16 protein-coding genes and 1 riboswitch are annotated in these 15418 nt (G+C 48.0%); of the genes, 9 read left to right on the forward strand and 7 right to left on the reverse strand.

Going from position 1 to position 15418, the window contains the following annotated elements:
• Positions 1–6: 6 nt before the first annotated feature.
• Both ahpF and AC3IRK_RS15460 read left to right on the forward strand, forming a co-directional pair.
• On the forward strand, positions 7–1536 hold the full coding sequence (gene ahpF, locus AC3IRK_RS15455) for an alkyl hydroperoxide reductase subunit F (RefSeq protein ID WP_026827068.1): 1530 nt from the start codon (positions 7–9) through the stop codon (positions 1534–1536).
• A 351-nt stretch (positions 1537–1887) separates the two neighbouring features.
• Positions 1888–2430, forward strand: a complete 543-nt coding sequence (locus AC3IRK_RS15460) for an ECF transporter S component (RefSeq protein ID WP_489170208.1) — start codon at positions 1888–1890, stop codon at positions 2428–2430.
• Positions 2431–2493: 63 nt separating this feature from the next.
• Here the strand turns inward: AC3IRK_RS15460 and AC3IRK_RS15465 are convergent, their stop codons facing one another.
• The gene (locus tag AC3IRK_RS15465) at positions 2494–3987 is read right to left on the reverse strand and encodes a malate:quinone oxidoreductase (RefSeq protein ID WP_489170209.1); all 1494 of its coding nucleotides are present in this window, start codon (positions 3985–3987) and stop codon (positions 2494–2496) included.
• A 234-nt stretch (positions 3988–4221) separates the two neighbouring features.
• Here AC3IRK_RS15465 and AC3IRK_RS15470 point away from each other — a divergent pair, with 234 nt between their 5' ends.
• Together AC3IRK_RS15470 and AC3IRK_RS15475 are read left to right on the forward strand one after the other, a co-directional pair.
• Positions 4222–4368: a hypothetical protein gene (locus AC3IRK_RS15470; protein WP_489170210.1), complete on the forward strand. Its 147-nt coding sequence runs from the start codon at positions 4222–4224 to the stop codon at positions 4366–4368.
• Positions 4362–5747, forward strand: a complete 1386-nt coding sequence (locus tag AC3IRK_RS15475) for a cryptochrome/photolyase family protein (RefSeq protein WP_489170211.1) — start codon at positions 4362–4364, stop codon at positions 5745–5747. Before AC3IRK_RS15470 ends, AC3IRK_RS15475 begins: the two co-directional genes overlap by 7 nt.
• Positions 5748–5825: 78 nt before the next feature.
• Here the strand turns inward: AC3IRK_RS15475 and AC3IRK_RS15480 are convergent, their stop codons facing one another.
• Together AC3IRK_RS15480 and AC3IRK_RS15485 are read right to left on the reverse strand one after the other, a co-directional pair.
• On the reverse strand, positions 5826–7193 hold the full coding sequence (locus AC3IRK_RS15480) for an amino acid permease (protein ID WP_131503599.1): 1368 nt from the start codon (positions 7191–7193) through the stop codon (positions 5826–5828).
• A gap of 159 nt (positions 7194–7352) precedes the next feature.
• A riboswitch (glycine riboswitch) is annotated at positions 7353–7430 on the reverse strand.
• A 181-nt stretch (positions 7431–7611) separates the two neighbouring features.
• Positions 7612–8928 carry a calcium-binding protein gene (locus AC3IRK_RS15485; RefSeq protein ID WP_489170212.1) on the reverse strand — a complete coding sequence of 439 codons (1317 nt, stop codon included), beginning with the start codon at positions 8926–8928 and terminating at the stop codon, positions 7612–7614.
• A gap of 247 nt (positions 8929–9175) precedes the next feature.
• On the opposite strand from AC3IRK_RS15485, the gene AC3IRK_RS15490 reads away from it, so the two are divergent.
• Genes AC3IRK_RS15490 through AC3IRK_RS15500 form a run of 3 tightly spaced genes read left to right on the forward strand, consistent with a single transcriptional unit; the run spans position 9176 to position 10383 of the window.
• Positions 9176–9514 carry a hypothetical protein gene (locus tag AC3IRK_RS15490; RefSeq protein WP_489170213.1) on the forward strand — a complete coding sequence of 113 codons (339 nt, stop codon included), beginning with the start codon at positions 9176–9178 and terminating at the stop codon, positions 9512–9514.
• Positions 9496–10212, forward strand: coding sequence for an MFS transporter (locus AC3IRK_RS15495; protein ID WP_489170214.1), 717 nt, complete (start codon positions 9496–9498; stop codon positions 10210–10212). Before AC3IRK_RS15490 ends, AC3IRK_RS15495 begins: the two co-directional genes overlap by 19 nt.
• Before the next feature lie 48 nt (positions 10213–10260).
• Entirely contained in the window at positions 10261–10383 is a 123-nt protein-coding gene (locus tag AC3IRK_RS15500; protein WP_489170215.1) for a hypothetical protein, read from the forward strand.
• A 41-nt stretch (positions 10384–10424) separates the two neighbouring features.
• On the opposite strand, the gene AC3IRK_RS15505 is transcribed toward AC3IRK_RS15500, so the two are convergent.
• From AC3IRK_RS15505 to AC3IRK_RS15515, 3 genes are read right to left on the reverse strand one after another with little or no spacing between them, the layout of a single operon-like run.
• Positions 10425–10943 (reverse strand): NUDIX hydrolase, encoded by a 519-nt coding sequence (locus AC3IRK_RS15505; protein WP_489170216.1) that lies wholly within the window; start codon positions 10941–10943, stop codon positions 10425–10427.
• Complete coding sequence (locus AC3IRK_RS15510; protein WP_489170217.1) at positions 10944–11453, reverse strand: LURP-one-related/scramblase family protein; 510 nt, start codon at positions 11451–11453, stop codon at positions 10944–10946.
• A 26-nt stretch (positions 11454–11479) separates the two neighbouring features.
• Complete coding sequence (locus tag AC3IRK_RS15515) at positions 11480–11962, reverse strand: LURP-one-related/scramblase family protein (protein ID WP_489170218.1); 483 nt, start codon at positions 11960–11962, stop codon at positions 11480–11482.
• A gap of 156 nt (positions 11963–12118) precedes the next feature.
• On the opposite strand from AC3IRK_RS15515, the gene AC3IRK_RS15520 reads away from it, so the two are divergent.
• The gene (locus AC3IRK_RS15520; RefSeq protein WP_489170219.1) at positions 12119–13714 is read left to right on the forward strand and encodes an FMN-binding glutamate synthase family protein; all 1596 of its coding nucleotides are present in this window, start codon (positions 12119–12121) and stop codon (positions 13712–13714) included.
• A 101-nt stretch (positions 13715–13815) separates the two neighbouring features.
• Positions 13816–14811 (forward strand): tRNA dihydrouridine synthase, encoded by a 996-nt coding sequence (locus AC3IRK_RS15525; protein WP_489170220.1) that lies wholly within the window; start codon positions 13816–13818, stop codon positions 14809–14811.
• A gap of 58 nt (positions 14812–14869) precedes the next feature.
• On the opposite strand, the gene AC3IRK_RS15530 is transcribed toward AC3IRK_RS15525, so the two are convergent.
• Positions 14870–15394 (reverse strand): SF0329 family protein, encoded by a 525-nt coding sequence (locus AC3IRK_RS15530; protein ID WP_489170221.1) that lies wholly within the window; start codon positions 15392–15394, stop codon positions 14870–14872.
• Positions 15395–15418 lie beyond the last annotated feature (24 nt).

Genomic DNA, 15418 nt, shown 5'->3' on the forward strand with positions numbered 1-15418 from the left:
TTTGAGATGGCTTTAGCAGCAGATATTAAAGCACAACTCGCTCAATACCTCGATTTATTGGAAGGAGATCTTGTCCTCGCGGTAAGCGCCGGGACAGACTCCGTTTCTCTTGAGATGAGCGAGCTCGTCGAAGAAATCGCGAGCATGTCACCACGAATCAGCATCGAACAGGCGGCCTTGCCGCGGACACCAAGCTTCAGCGTCAACCGTGTCGGGGAAGAGAGCGGCATTACGTTTGCCGGGATTCCACTCGGTCACGAGTTCACGTCCCTCGTCTTGGCGTTACTCCAAGTCAGCGGTCGCGCGCCGAAAGTCGACGCCGCACTGATCGAACAGATCAAAGGCATCAAAGAAACGTATCATTTCGAATCGTACATCAGTCTCAGCTGCCACAACTGTCCGGATGTCGTTCAAGCCCTAAACGTCATGAGTGTCCTGAACCCGAATATCAGCCACACGATGATTGACGGCGGTGCCTTTAAACAAGAAGTCGAAGCAAAAGAAATCATGGCTGTCCCGACTGTCTTCGTCAACGGCGAAGCCTTCGGAAACGGTCGGATGTCCCTCGAAGAGATTCTCGCGAAACTCGGTACAGGTGTCGACGCTTCTGATTTTGCGGACAAAGACCCGTACGACGTTCTTGTCGTCGGTGGCGGTCCTGCCGGTGCCAGTGCTGCGATTTACGCGGCACGTAAAGGAATCCGGACGGGAATCGTCGCGGAACGCTTCGGTGGTCAGGTCATGGATACGATGAGTATCGAGAACTTCATCAGCATGAAGTATACGGAAGGTCCGAAACTCGTGGCGAGTCTTGAAGAACACGTCAAAGAGTACGGGATCGATGTCATGAACCTTCAACGGGCGACACGTCTTGAGAAGAAAGACCTCGTGGAACTGGAGCTTGAAAACGGTGCGGTCTTGAAAACGAAAAGTCTGATCCTCTCAACAGGAGCACGCTGGCGTAACATCGGTGTGCCTGGCGAACTTGAATTCAAGAACAAAGGGGTTGCGTACTGTCCTCACTGTGACGGTCCACTCTTCGAAGGAAAACGCGTTGCGGTTATCGGCGGCGGGAATTCTGGTGTCGAAGCGGCGATTGATTTGGCCGGTCTCGTCAAACATGTGACGGTGCTTGAATTTGCACCGGAACTGAAAGCGGACGCGGTCTTACAAGACCGTCTCGCGAGTCTTCCGAACGTCACGGTCGTTGCCAACGCCCAGACGAAGGAAATCACGGGTACGGATAAAGTGAACGGCATCACGTATGTCGAACGCGAAACAGGTGCTGAGCACCATGTCGAGCTCGAAGGCGTTTTCGTCCAGATCGGTCTTGTGCCAAACACAGACTGGCTCGGCGAAACGATCGAACGCAACAAGTTCGGTGAAATCCTCGTTGATCGTCATGGCGCAACGAACATCCCGGGTGTCTTTGCAGCCGGCGACTGTACGGACAGTGCTTACAAACAGATCATCATCTCGATGGGATCAGGTGCTACAGCAGCACTCGGTGCTTTCGATTATATGATTCGTAACTGATTATGAAAACGTCTTGCTTCGGCAAGGCGTTTTTTGATTGTAAAATCTAGTATGAACAGAATCTCCATCAACAAAAGAGAATTTTTCCCGTGCTTTTCTCGGGCGAGGCGCAAGCCGCGGCTTTGGCGACCAACAGGTCTTAAAGCCGGGTCTCACCTGCCTCTACCAGCGCGTAAACGCGCTTTTTCCCGTAGAAGTCACGGAAAATCCCCTTTTAAGTTTGTACTTTCATTAGTAAAGATTCAGATTTAAACTGACCCCTATAAATTGGTCGAAATTGATACTTTTAGCTAGTCCAGAAATCTGATAGATTGAGAGTATTCAAAATCTATCATAAAGAAGGTCTGACACATGCAAAAAGCAGCACCGTATTCAAGCACTCGTACCCGGCAACTCGTCATCACTTCAATGTCGATTGCACTTGTTCTGATCACAACTCTGCTCGTTAAAATCCAGTTACCGATTGCTCCAAACGGCGGATTTGTCCATCTTGGAACAGCAATGTTATTCTTGATTGCGATTCTCTTCGGACCCCGGACGGCAATGATTGCCGGTGCAGTTGGAATGGGACTCTATGATATCCTGACCGGCTTCATGATTTGGTTCCCTGGAACATTTATCGCACGCGGTCTTCAAGGTTTAATCGTCGGTTGGATCGCATGGTCGGGCGGACGAAACGGAAATAACGTCAAATTTAATCTAATCGGGATGATTTTATCGGTTCCGGTAATGCTCGCTGTGTACTTTGTCCATGAAGGAATTGCCTTCAGCAGTTGGACAGCTCCAGTTGGTTCAATTCCGGGTAACCTCATCCAAAACGTCGTCGGAATTCTCGTCGCGATTCCAGTCGGGATTGCCCTAAAGAAAACACGTTTCTTCCGTCAACGCGGCTGATTTCACACAAACAACCCCGCTCTCTTCAAGAGAACGGGGCTTTTTTTGCTTCTTATGATGTGTTTAACGAATCGGTTGTGCTTCCGTTAATTCAAGTGTTTTGGTTGTTTCGGCGTGGATTTGATCAAAGAGTTCCGGATTCGCGACGAGTGACGTGCCGTACGACGGAATCATTTCTTTGATTTTTGCTTCCCAACCAGGCAGTTGATCCGGGAAACACTTGGCTAGCACTTCCAGCATGACCGGCACCGCTGTTGAGGCACCCGGTGACGCGCCGAGCAACGCTGCGACCGAACCGTCTGCCGCACTGACGACTTCCGTTCCGAACTGGAGAGTCCCCTTGCCTTGTGGTGTATCTTTGATGACCTGCACCCGTTGACCGGCAACGACGACATCCCAGTCTTCCGTTTTGGCGTTCGGAATGAACTCACGCAGTTCGTTCATCCGCTGCTCCGTCGACAGTAAGACCTGCTCGATCAAGTACTTCGTCAGTCCCATCTCTTTTGCTCCTGCCGCCAGCATCGTCAACACATTGTTTGGTTTGACGGATGTGATCAAATCGAGATTCGATCCGGTTTTGAGGAACTTCGGCGAGAAGCCGGCGAACGGTCCGAACAAGAGTGACTTTTGACCGTCGATGTAACGTGTATCCAAGTGCGGGACAGACATCGGCGGTGCACCGACTTTCGCTTTCCCGTAGACTTTCGCATGATGACGCTCGGCGATTTCTGGATTTTTACAGACGAGGAACAAGCCGCTGACCGGGAATCCGCCAATCTGTTTCGACTCCGGAATCCCTGTTTTTTGAAGCAACGGCAAGCTTCCGCCGCCGCCGCCGATAAAGACGAACTTCGCGGTATGATGTTCAATCCGGTTGTCGCGTTCGTTTTTGACTTTGACTTCCCAGCCGCCGTCGACCCGTTTCAAGTCTTCGACACCGTGACCGTAGTTGATCTCGACATCAAGTTGTTTTAAATGATCAAACATAATCCGTGTCAGTGCTCCGAAATTGACGTCCGTTCCCGAATCGATTTTAGTTGCTGCAATCGGCTCCGGTGACGTCCGGCCTTCCATGATTAACGGAATCCACTGCTTCAGCTGTTCCGGATCTTCCGAAAACTCCATCCCTTTAAACAACGGATTAGCTGAGAGCGCTTCCAATCGTTTTTTCAGGAACGTGACGTTTTCCGCGCCTTCGACCATACTCATATGTGGAATCGGCATTATGAATTCTTTTGGATTCGGCAAGACTTGTTCTTTGACGAGGTGCGACCAGAACTGGCGCGACAGTTGGAACTGTTCGTTGACCTTAACGGCCTTGCTGATGTCGATCGTTCCGTCGGCGTTTTCCGTCGTATAGTTCAGTTCACAAAGTGCAGCGTGACCCGTCCCCGCGTTATTCCATTCATTTGAGCTTTCTTCCCCAGCACTCGCTAACTTCTCGAATACTTTAATCTTCATGTCCGGCGCAAGCTCTTTTAATAAGACCCCTAACGTTGCGCTCATGACTCCGGCACCAATCAAAATAACATCTGTTTGTTTAGGCATACTGCTCATGATATCCTTCCTATCCCCGTTTGATATTATGGACCTGTCATACCAGTTGAGAGCGCTCGTATGACGACAACTTACCTTTCCAGTATAACCCTATCACAGGTCATTCATAAATTAAAATATTGGGTGTCTCCACTTAAAAATAAATCGGCTTCCGAGTGTAATAGGACACATCCGAAGACATACTTTCCAGCAAACGGGCTATATACTCCTATAGAAGAAAAAGGAGGAACGTGCATGGCAACGCGCTGGATTTTCGGCAATCAACTCAGTCACAGCTTACCGCTTCTGACAGAAGCGGATCCAGAAGAAGATATCATCCTGATGTCGAAGCAACGTCCCGCTCGACCTGGAAGGCATATCATAAACAAAAATTGGTGCTGATCTTTTCGGCGATGCGTCATTTCGCAGAAGAACTCCGGGACAAAGGATTTAAAGTCGATTACCGGGAAGCGGACTCGTTTGACGATGCTTGGAAGCAGCACCAGAAACAGTACAAACCGACGTACCTCCTCTATACAGCCACCACAGACGAACCGATGCGCCGTGTCATGCAAAAATTTCAGGATGCTCTCCCGAAATCAATCACTGTCGACGTCTGTTCCGACGTCCCGCTCTTTTTATTGACGCAGGACGAAGCCGTGGCACTACTTGGGGATAAACCGTGGAAGATGGATCGGTTTTACCGGCAACTTCGCAAAGACCGCCGTTTATTGATGAACGGGAATAAGCCGCTCGGCGGAAAGTGGTCGTTTGATTCGGAGAATCGGAAACCGGCGAAGGATGGCGTTGATTTTAAAGCACCGATCCGATTCCGACCGGATCAGATTACCCGTGACGTCATGAAAAAAGTCGACACGTCGTTTGCCGATCATCCGGGTCAGCTTAAAACGTTCCACTGGCCGGTCACCCGAGCGGAAGCACAGCGCGCGCTCGCCCGGTTTATCGACGAACGGCTTGAGACGTTCGGCACTTATCAGGATGCGATGCTGACGGGAGAAGATACGTTATCGCACTCCCTGCTCTCCTCGTCGATCAATATCGGCTTACTGTCACCGGACGAAGTCATTAAAGCCGCGGCCGCCGCACTGGAAGAGCAGGACGCACCGCTCAACGCTGTTGAAGGATTCATCCGGCAGATTCTCGGTTGGCGCGAATACATGCGGGCGGTTTATTTAAGTGAAATGCCGGGGTACGAACAGGTCAATGTCCTCAAACACAACCGTGACTTGCCGGACTTCTTTTGGGATGGCGAAACAAAGATGACGTGTGTCGCGGAGTCGCTGCGACCTGTCATCGAAACGGCGCACAATCATCACATCCAGCGGCTGATGGTGCTCGGGAACTTTGCTAATCTGTTTGAGATTTCCCCGCAACAGACAGCAGACTGGTTCAACGAAATGTATATCGATGCCTATGATTGGGTCGTCCTGCCGAATGTCCTTGGCATGGCCTTGCATGCCGACGGTGGTCTCCTGTCGACGAAACCGTATATTGCCTCGGCGAACTATATCCATAAGATGAGCGATTACTGCGGGAACTGTCCCTTTAACCAGAAGGATGCGCTTGGCGACAATGCTTGTCCCTTCAACGCCTTATACTGGGACTTCATCGCCCGGCACGAGGAACGTTTCGCCGGTAACCAACGGATGTCGATGATGTACCGGCAGTGGGCAAAACGGGATAAAAGCGATCAGCAGGCGATTCGTAAAAAGGCAACAGCCTTGAAAAAACAGTTGGCGGATGGCGCATTTCACCGCTGAGTCTCGTATCAAAAAATAAGACCCGGCTCCCTGTCTTGTTCGGCAGGGAATCGGGTCTTTGTTTATTTCTTTGATGCATTACGCACTGTGACGTTCTGCTTTTTGATGTTTTTTCGTCCGCAGCTGATACAGGACAAACAATCCAATGAACCAGACCGGTGTCAGGAGAAGCGCAGGACGCGTTTCGTCCGCAACGAGCATGACGATTAAAATCAGTGTGAACAGACCGAGCACAAGGTAATTGACGAATGGTGTCAACGGCGCTTTGAACGTCGACGCAGCATGCAATTCAGGCTGTGTCTTCTTGTATTTCAAGTGACAGACGAGAATAACGCCCCAAACCCAGATGAAACAGATCGCACTGATCGTCGTCACGATGCTGAACGCTTGTCCCGGAAGTAATTTACTCAACAGAGCCCCACCCGAGACGACCAGCGTCGAGACGAACAACGCATTCGCCGGCACATGATTTTTATTGAGCTTCGAAAATGATTGGGGTGCCTGTTTTTGATTCCCGAGATTATAGAGAATCCGGCTCGTCGAGAACATTCCGCTGTTACAAGCAGATGCGGCTGATGTCAGAACGACGAAGTTGATGATTCCGGCCGCGACCGGAATCCCAATCAGACTAAACGTCTTGACGAACGGACTTTCCGTTGCGTTCAGTCCGGTCCATGGATTGATCATCAAGAGGACAAGCAAGGCACCGACGTAGAAGAACAAAATCCGTAACGGAATTTTATTGATTGCGGACGGAATGTTCTTTTTCGGATCAGCCGTTTCGGCGGCCGAGACTCCGACCAGTTCCACTCCGACATAAGCGAAGACGACCATTTGGAACGACAACAGGAATCCGGTGACACCGTTCGGGAACATCCCGCCGTGCTGCCACAAGTTCTTGACCGTGACCGGTCCTGCATCCGTATTAAAGCCTATCACGAGCAAGACGATTCCGACGCCGATCAAGGCTAAAATCGTGACGACTTTGATCAAGGCGAACCAAAACTCGAGTTCTCCGAACAGTTTGACCGTCAGGAGATTAAAGCCGAGTAAGATCAACAGGGCGATAACGGCCGGAATCCATTGTGGGATATCAAACCAGTATTTGACGTAAACACCAACGGCGATCACGTCGGCCATCGCCGTCATGATCCAGCAGAACCAATACGTCCAGCCGGTTACGAACGCGGCGCGCGGTCCGAGATAATCTTCCGCGATATCCGTCAGGGACTGATAACCGGCTTTTGACAACAGTAACTCTCCGAGTGCCCGCATGACGAAGAAAATCGCAATCCCGACAAGCAGATAAGCAAATACAATCGATGGACCGGCCAGCTGAATCGCTTTCCCCGATCCTAAAAACAACCCTGTTCCGATCGTTCCACCAATCGCAATCAATTGGACATGACGATTCGATAAATCCCGCTTTAATCCTTGCTGTTCCAAACCTGAACTCCTCCTTGTGATGGTTTCTCTACGCTTCAGACCGTTCTGTCGGTCCTGAAAAAGAAAAAAGAGACTGGACGAATGTCCAATCTCAACAAAATCAAAGGAATAATCCATACACGCCACTGCGACATTCTATGAATGCCCGTCGCTGCATGTGATTACTCTTCTGTCCGTTTGCCTGAGATTGTGAACCCTTCGGCGCCGTGTCGACACGGTCTCTCCAGAAGCTGCTCCTGCCATAGTGTGACCCATGACAATCATAGCTTTCTCTCTATTTGATTATCAGATGCGTCGCTGCATCGATGAATTGTTTCTAATTCTAGTAATCTCGACAGCGTTTGTCAAATTAATTTTGATATTAATTTTAAAGAATTAATTTCAAAATACATTGTATCCGCTTACTTGTTTTTTATAATCATTTGATGACTAGATTAACTTTTTCAGACCATTTCCCTTCAAATTCTCTAGAGATTTTCATTCCGTAAATCTTCCCGATTAATCGAATATCGTAGTCGTCGCCTTCTAATACTTTTACTTTTTGGTCTTGATTCGCCTGTGTTGTGAACGGTGGAATTGATAAATTATAATAACTATCCTTATCCCATGATGAAGGAATTTGACGTTGACCACCATTAACATAACTCGAATTCAATCCTGCTATTCTTTTTCCAGCAGCATTTTTCACACTAATTGTTGCTTCAATAACATCAGGTAATGTGATCGAAAACTCAGGCATGTTTTTTACGATTTCAAGATTATACATATTTCCACCTAAAGTGACGTTTGACGCACAATCTGGGTTTTTTCCAGGGTATTCTGTAAACCCACTATCAAATAGTTTGCCGACCTGCCAGTTAAGATATTTGCCTGTAAAGGCATCGAATTCAAAATGACCGTTTTTATCAATTAGACCGGAAGCAGCAGGCTCTTCACCAATCGGACTATTCATGAAAAAATAGCAACCTTTCAAGTCACTGTTATGAATAGTTCCTTTTACGTGAACCACTAAATCACCTAAATCTTTTAGCAACTGGCAACTTGAACTCTCACTATCTTCTTGATCCAAGTAACATGTATTACTACCTTGTCCTCCATCAATGTGATCGTCGCCTTGATTGCCTTTTAAAATATCGCTACCTTCTTTTCCAATGATTTCGTCATTCCCTTTGTTACCTTCGATTTTATCGTTTCCAGCAAGTCCAACGAGCGTATTTTTACGATCGTTCCCTTGGATTTTATCGTTTCCTTTTCCTCCAGTTAAGTTTTCAATATCACTACTAATTAAATCCTTTTCATTTTTTTCTCCATCATCTTTTTTATTATTTAAGCTAATATTCAAATCTTTTTTCTTATCGCTGTATGAAACGGTATCGTTTCCTTCATTCCCTTTGAAATAGTCTGATCCACTATGTCCTTCAAGCGTATCATTTCCCGTTCCGCCATATAGCGTATCGTTCCCGGAACCTGCAATAATTGAATCATCACCACTTCCACCATCAATTGTGTCATTTCCACCGAGACCGTGAATTTTATCATTTCCGCCTAGACCACAGATTACATCGGATTTGTTAGTACCTTTTAAGGTATCGTTACCTTTTGTACCGATGATCGTACATTTTTTCCCATCGCTTGCTTTTAAATTTTTAGTACTTGCTGTTACTAAATTTTCATTTACAACAAAAACTAAAATTGCAAGTAACACTCCCGTTATAATCGCTTTAGCTAATCTCATCTTTACTTCCCCTATCTAACAAAATTATTTGTGCATATCTTTATCGGTAAATTATTCAAAACTATTAACTAATTATGTAATTTATTAGTTTTCATTGATGCTCTTTTATTCTATTTTCTTATACTCACCATAAGAACTATCTATTTCACTTCCCTTTGAAACGGCTTTATATTGAATGAATTGATAACAAAGTTAAGTAGTTTTCGATTCATATATGAAGCGGAACTTCAGAAAAGAAGGGATTTTTATGTCTACCACAAAAAAAGGCTATTTCATGATGATCGTCCTCTGGTTCGCCTATGCGACGTTCGCCATGAACTGGGTCGCCGGTTCCTCATTAACCCCGCAAATCACGGCTCATTTCTTCGGAGACCGGACCGTTGACCCGTTGATTTCACAACTCGTCAATTATTCAATCACGACGGCCCGCGTCTTCGCGAACATTTTGGCGGCACTGATTTTGATGAAACTGGGACCTAAAAAAGCACCGATGCTCGCCCTGTTGTTTCTGATGATGTCCATCGTCGCCATTTATCTGCCGAACTACTGGGCCTATACGGCGGCTCGATGGTCATTGTCTACATGAATCCGGTCGTCACCCGTTACATCAGCGATCCGACGGAAAAACTGCGGATCAATGCGCTCAATACCGTCTCGTATAATGTCGGTGCGTTTGTCGTCTCGTTACTGTTTACGTTTTTTGCGACACAATTCACGAACAACTGGCAGCTGCCGTTAACGATTTTTGCTGCTTTGACAGCGATTCTGTTCCTCGCCTGGTTGATTTTTAGTGAAGAATTCGACTTAAATACGGCAAGCGATCAAAACGAAGTCGTCACGGCTTACGGCTACCGGGATGCGATTAAAGACAGCTTCTTATGGAAGTATGCGATCGCGTTCGGCGGCTTCCTGACACTTTACATCCTGTCGCTCGTCGGACTCAAACCGGTGTTTGACACGTATACTGAGTTAAACGGATCGCTCGTTAATCTGCTGGTCTCCGGTGCCGGTATTATCGGAACCTTCGTCGGTCTGAAAATCGGCAGCCGCGGGATACCGCGAAAACCGATTCTTCTGATCAGCGGCTTCGTGATGATCGGCAGCTTCATCGTCACGGTTGCGTTTGGCAACATATCACCGCTCGTCTCGTATATCTTTGCTTTCGTCTCTGGGTTCGCGATGTACATTCAGTATCCGATTTTCATGAATCTGGCCCACGAAATGAAGGGTATGACACCACAAAAGATCACCGTCTTGTTCGGCCTGTTCTGGGCGATTGCGTAGGCAACCCAAACCATCTTTACGATTATTTGGAGTTACACGCTCGGTCAGATGGCTTATACGGCGTCGATGGTCGTCTTTTTCCTCAGCTGTTCGACGTACCTGATCTTTAGTCTCTTTTTACCGGAAACCAAACCGAAACAATCGGTTCCGGCTTCGAAAAAAACAGCCTGATTGCAAACAATCCCCAGTGTCGCCTGCGACCTGGGGATGTTTTATTTCTGATGCGCACCGTATTGATGCCGTAAGATGAACAGCAACCGAATCAACGGTTCATGATAGGAAATAAAGACTCCTTTCCGAATCCCGGTAATGATTTCCTCTTCCGTCGCCCATTTGACAGTTTGGACTTCTTCTTCCTGTAACGTCAAGGTCGTCAAATCGACTTCCGTTTCAATTAAGTAATAGTCGTCAAATCCGACTTCAAACGGCACCGTCAACTGTGGACGCCGTCCTTCGAATGACAGCGATAGTCCGAGTTCCTCGAACAATTCGCGCTCGGCAGCCATTTGACTCGTGTCACCAGTCGTCGCACTTCCGCCGACACTGAGGTCCCACATGTTCGACCAGCCCTCTTTGAACGGCTGGCGTTGCTGAATCAACATTTGTCCTTGTTCGTTAAACAGACAGACGTGCACAACAAGATGGTAATCGCCGTCTTTTAACTCCGTCCCCCGCGGCCAGGTCCGGCCTGTTTTTACGCGATCTGCCGTATAAATATCCCATCGTTCCATTTATTTCTTCCCCCTCGTCCAGTCATCTGAAAATAGCGTCGAAACCGTCTTATCGGCTTTCACCCGGTCAAGGCCGAGGACGACACTCAAAAACAGTTGTTCTGCCGTGTCGTCGAGCAGTGTCAATTCGTATTGTTTGCCGAAGCGGACCCACCGTCTTTTGCCTTGCCCGATTTTATTTCCCTGATACATGACGCTGAACGTCATCGTCGCCCAGTTGATGTCGACATGCAACTCCCGGCTGTCAATCCGGTAATTCGAAAACATCACAAATCCGGTTTTTTGAATCGTTGCAACGACGTGCCCGTCCAGTTCAATCAGAACGTGGGGCAACATACTGAACGTCTGTTTCGTCACCCGACCGACTTCGGATCCTTCGTGCACTAGTTGCCAATTTTTCTGCATCTGGAACAACTGTCCTCTTACTTCATATGCGATCTGTCCGGTTTCATCCGCAACCGTAAATCGCCGGTTCCATTCAAACGACTGTTTCATCAAAAGCTGTTTCATATCCGTTTCCTCTCCTGAATGCTTTCTTACGACGAACTGGATTCTTCATCTTCTTTGACACAGTCAATGGCAACGACAAGCGCAATCAAAATCTTTTCAATATCCGGATCAAAGACTCGAATTTCATAACTGTCTCCGAACGTAAACCATTTTTTCTCGACGCTTCCGACAACTTCGCCGTGACGTTTGATTTCAAAGTCCATATCCCACCAGTCTCCGTCAATTTCAAGATCCGCCGCATCAATCGTATAGCGGTCTTTAAAGAACGTAAATGATTTTTCGATCGTCAGTGTCTCACCATCGACTTCGATAAAAAACTTCGGTAACAGGCTGAGCATTTTTTTGGTGATGACGGCGACTTCCTCTCCCTCAACCGTCGAGATTGAAAAAGTCTTCGGCAGCTTCATAAAGCTGCCTTCGACAAGATAAACGTCCTGTTCCTGCTGATCTTGAATCGAAAACCGTCCCCGTAAACTGAATACTTTCTGTTTCATGTACAGTGTATGCATAAGAAATCATCCTTTCATTCATCTGATCCGTTAGGTTTGTATTCTTTTGGCAAGTGGTATCGGGATAGAACAGTCTTGTTTTACCTTATTCGACTAACGTGTTTGTTTTTCCCTCTTCATCGTCCCGCCGCTCATACTCCTGAAGGAGGCACTCCCATGTCGACTGATACCATCATTTTAACGATCATCCTGATATTGATTTCACTCATCATCTTCGTTCCATTGGTGCTTGGACTCTATCTGTGGAATATCGATCACAGACAACAGGAGCATTCCATCTTACGAAACTTTCCCGTTCTCGGAAAAATCCGTTACATCCTTGAAAAAGTGGGTCCTGAACTTCGCCAGTATTTGTTCTTAAATAACAATGAAGACAAACCGTTTTCCCGGAACGATTACAAAACAGCTGTGCTGGCCGGTAAATATAATACGCGAACGATGGGATTTGGTTCCGAACGTGATTTTGAAGCAGCCGGCTTTTATCTGCAAAATGCTCTTTTTCCGACGAACCGGCAGGAACTGCGGATCGATAACCAACATAAAATTACGACTCACCTCTATCAGCTCGATCAGGATAATCTCCTGACCCGGAAAGAACATTTGGTCGAAAAACAGATTGCACCGTTTTTACTTCCTGCCGCTGACGCTCCGATCATTGGGGAGCATACCTGCCGTCATCCGTTTCAAGTCTTCGGACTAATCGGTCAGTCGGCGATGAGTTTTGGTGCGCTCGGTGACCGGGCGATTACGGCACTATCAATCGGTCTCGGCCGGGCGCAGGGAACCTGGATGAATACCGGTGAAGGCGGACTGTCCGACTATCACTTAAAAGGTGACGTGGATATCATCTTCCAGATTGGTCCGGGACTATTTGGTGTCCGGACGGAAGACGGCTCTTTTTCGCTCGAACAATTCAAACAGAAAAGTGAACTGATGCAAATCAAAGCCTTCGAACTAAAACTGGCGCAGGGTGCAAAAACACGGGGCGGTCATCTCGAAGGCGAGAAAGTCACGGCTGAAATCGCGTCCGTCCGGAACGTCAAAGCCGGCGTCAGTATCGACAGTCCCAACCGGTTCAATGAATTCCAGACACCGGAAGAGATGCTGACGTTTGTCGAACTGTTGCGGGAGACCGGCGGAAAGCCGGTCGGCATCAAACTGGTCGTCGGTAATCTAAACGATCTGCATGAACTCGTCTCTTACATGGAAACGTCCGGAAAACATCCGGATTTCATTACGATTGATGGCGGAGAAGGCGGAACCGGTGCGTCGTTCCAGGAACTTGCGGATGCGGCCGGTTTACCGCTCAAATCGGCCCTGCCGTATCTGCATCAGTTGCTGGTCGCTCACGGCATCCGCGACCGGATCAAACTGTTTGCTTCCGGCAAACTGATCAGTGCCGATAAGATTGCGGTCGCTTTAGGGCTTGGTGCCGATTTCGTCAACATCGCCCGCGGTCTGATGTTTAACGTCGGTTGCATCCAGGCGCAAGTCTGTCACACGAACCATTGTCCGGTCGGAGTCGCGACGACCGATCCGAAACTCCAACAAGCGCTGATCGTCGATGAAAAAAGTTTCCGGGTGACGAACTACATCATCTCGCTCCGGGAAGGGTTATATAATCTGACCGCTGCTGCCGGTCTGAAGTCACCGACCGAGTTGTCGGCAAAGCATATCATCTACAAACAATCGAACGGACAAGTCACACCGGCCACCGCCTTGATTCATTATCCGGTGCCGCCCCTTTCCTAAACCATCTGCTTGCACTTTTTCCTCATTACGCTTAAAGTGTATAGTTGATGAAATTTTAATTGTGCAAAACGAATTACCTTAAGGAAAGGGTTTTATATACGATGAAAAACAACTTTTGGCAGGACCTGCCACGACCATTTTTTGTACTTGCTCCAATGGAAGATGTCACGGACGTCGTCTTCCGTCACGTCGTCGCGAAAGCGGCACGTCCGGATGTCTTCTTCACTGAATTTACGAATACGGAAAGTTACTGTCATCCAAAAGGCAAACAGAGTGTCCGCGGACGCCTTGAGTTCACGGAAGATGAACAGCCGATGGTCGCCCATATTTGGGGCGACAAACCGGAATATTTCCGTGAAATGAGTATCGGGATGGCGGAAATGGGCTTTAAGGGAATCGACATCAACATGGGTTGCCCGGTTCAGAACGTCGCCGTCAACGGAAAGGGATCGGGACTGATCAACCGCCCCGACGTCGCCGCTGAACTGATTCAAGCAGCGAAAGCCGGCGGTCTGCCGGTCAGCGTCAAGACACGCCTCGGTTATTCCAAAGTCGAAGAATGGCATGACTGGTTACGCCACATTCTTGAACAGGACATCGCCAACCTGTCGATTCACCTGCGGACGCGTAAAGAAATGAGTGCGGTCCCGGCCCATTTCGAACTGATTCCGGAAATCAAGAAGCTCCGCGATGAAGTGGCACCACAGACACTCTTGACGATCAACGGAGACATCAACGACCGTCAACACGGTCTTGAACTCGTCGAGCAGTACGGTGTCGACGGTGTCATGATCGGACGCGGGATTTTCCATAACCCGTTCGCGTTCGAAGTTGAAAAGAAAGACCATTCGAGCGAAGAATTACTGAATCTGTTGCGTCTGCAACTCGACTTACATGATCAGTATTCATCTGAATTCGAACCGCGTCTTTTCAAACCGCTCCGCCGTTTCTTCAAGATTTATGTTCGCGGTTTCCGCGGGGCGAGCGAATTACGCGCCCGTCTGATGGATACGAATTCAACGGACGATGTCCGTGCTTTGCTTGACGAATTCGTCGAACAAGAAGGCATTCACGCTGTTAATTCGTTTTCGATTTAAAGATTTGAATTGAACATGCAAAAGAGCAAGGCATCGCGCCTTGCTCTCTTCTTTGTCGTTAGTTGGATTCCGCTTCAAGTCGAATCTTTAAACAGGTGAATTCAAACGGTGTATCGCATGTCACTCGTTCCAAGCGCCGTTTCCCGACGCGCCGATCGAGCAACGCAAAGCCGCGGATGAAGGCATGGGGATGCGTCAACGCCTCTTCAATCGAGAGCGTCGGATACAGCAACAAATCCTGTTGTACGTCGTAACTAGCATGCCATCCCTCTTCCTCCAACTCACGTTCAATCTGCTCATTTAATTCACTCGATGCCTTGTACCAATCCGATTGAAAGATATCCAGTGTAAAACAGACGGGTTTTTCAGGTAATCGTGCCTTCGCCAACTCATAACGACGATCTGACTCTAATGTAAACCGTAAATCCTCCGCCTTAAAAAAAGTTTTTCCGTCCAGCGTCATCCAAACTCGAGCTTCACCATCGTGAAAACGACGGTCGACTGTCGCATAGAGATTTATACGCTGCTGAAGCTGTGGTGCGACGAACGATAATATCTGCTTTTTCATTTTTGAGAATTGCATCGGGTCCTCCTTTTAAACGCGTTA

Source organism: Exiguobacterium sp. GL_137 (assembly GCF_057834585.1).

Coding starts and splice junctions, on each gene's coding strand:
- ahpF (WP_026827068.1), top strand. CDS start 7: ATGGCTTTAGCAGCAGATATTAAAGCACAACTCGCTCAATACCTCGAT.
- AC3IRK_RS15470 (WP_489170210.1), top strand. CDS start 4,222: ATGGCAACGCGCTGGATTTTCGGCAATCAACTCAGTCACAGCTTACCG.
- AC3IRK_RS15495 (WP_489170214.1), top strand. CDS start 9,496: ATGGTCATTGTCTACATGAATCCGGTCGTCACCCGTTACATCAGCGAT.
- AC3IRK_RS15460 (WP_489170208.1), top strand. CDS start 1,888: ATGCAAAAAGCAGCACCGTATTCAAGCACTCGTACCCGGCAACTCGTC.
- AC3IRK_RS15465 (WP_489170209.1), bottom strand. CDS start 3,987: ATGAGCAGTATGCCTAAACAAACAGATGTTATTTTGATTGGTGCCGGA.
- AC3IRK_RS15520 (WP_489170219.1), top strand. CDS start 12,119: ATGTCGACTGATACCATCATTTTAACGATCATCCTGATATTGATTTCA.
- AC3IRK_RS15500 (WP_489170215.1), top strand. CDS start 10,261: ATGGCTTATACGGCGTCGATGGTCGTCTTTTTCCTCAGCTGTTCGACG.
- AC3IRK_RS15525 (WP_489170220.1), top strand. CDS start 13,816: ATGAAAAACAACTTTTGGCAGGACCTGCCACGACCATTTTTTGTACTT.
- AC3IRK_RS15515 (WP_489170218.1), bottom strand. CDS start 11,962: ATGCATACACTGTACATGAAACAGAAAGTATTCAGTTTACGGGGACGG.
- AC3IRK_RS15510 (WP_489170217.1), bottom strand. CDS start 11,453: ATGAAACAGCTTTTGATGAAACAGTCGTTTGAATGGAACCGGCGATTT.
- AC3IRK_RS15485 (WP_489170212.1), bottom strand. CDS start 8,928: ATGAGATTAGCTAAAGCGATTATAACGGGAGTGTTACTTGCAATTTTA.
- AC3IRK_RS15490 (WP_489170213.1), top strand. CDS start 9,176: ATGTCTACCACAAAAAAAGGCTATTTCATGATGATCGTCCTCTGGTTC.
- AC3IRK_RS15505 (WP_489170216.1), bottom strand. CDS start 10,943: ATGGAACGATGGGATATTTATACGGCAGATCGCGTAAAAACAGGCCGG.
- AC3IRK_RS15530 (WP_489170221.1), bottom strand. CDS start 15,394: ATGCAATTCTCAAAAATGAAAAAGCAGATATTATCGTTCGTCGCACCA.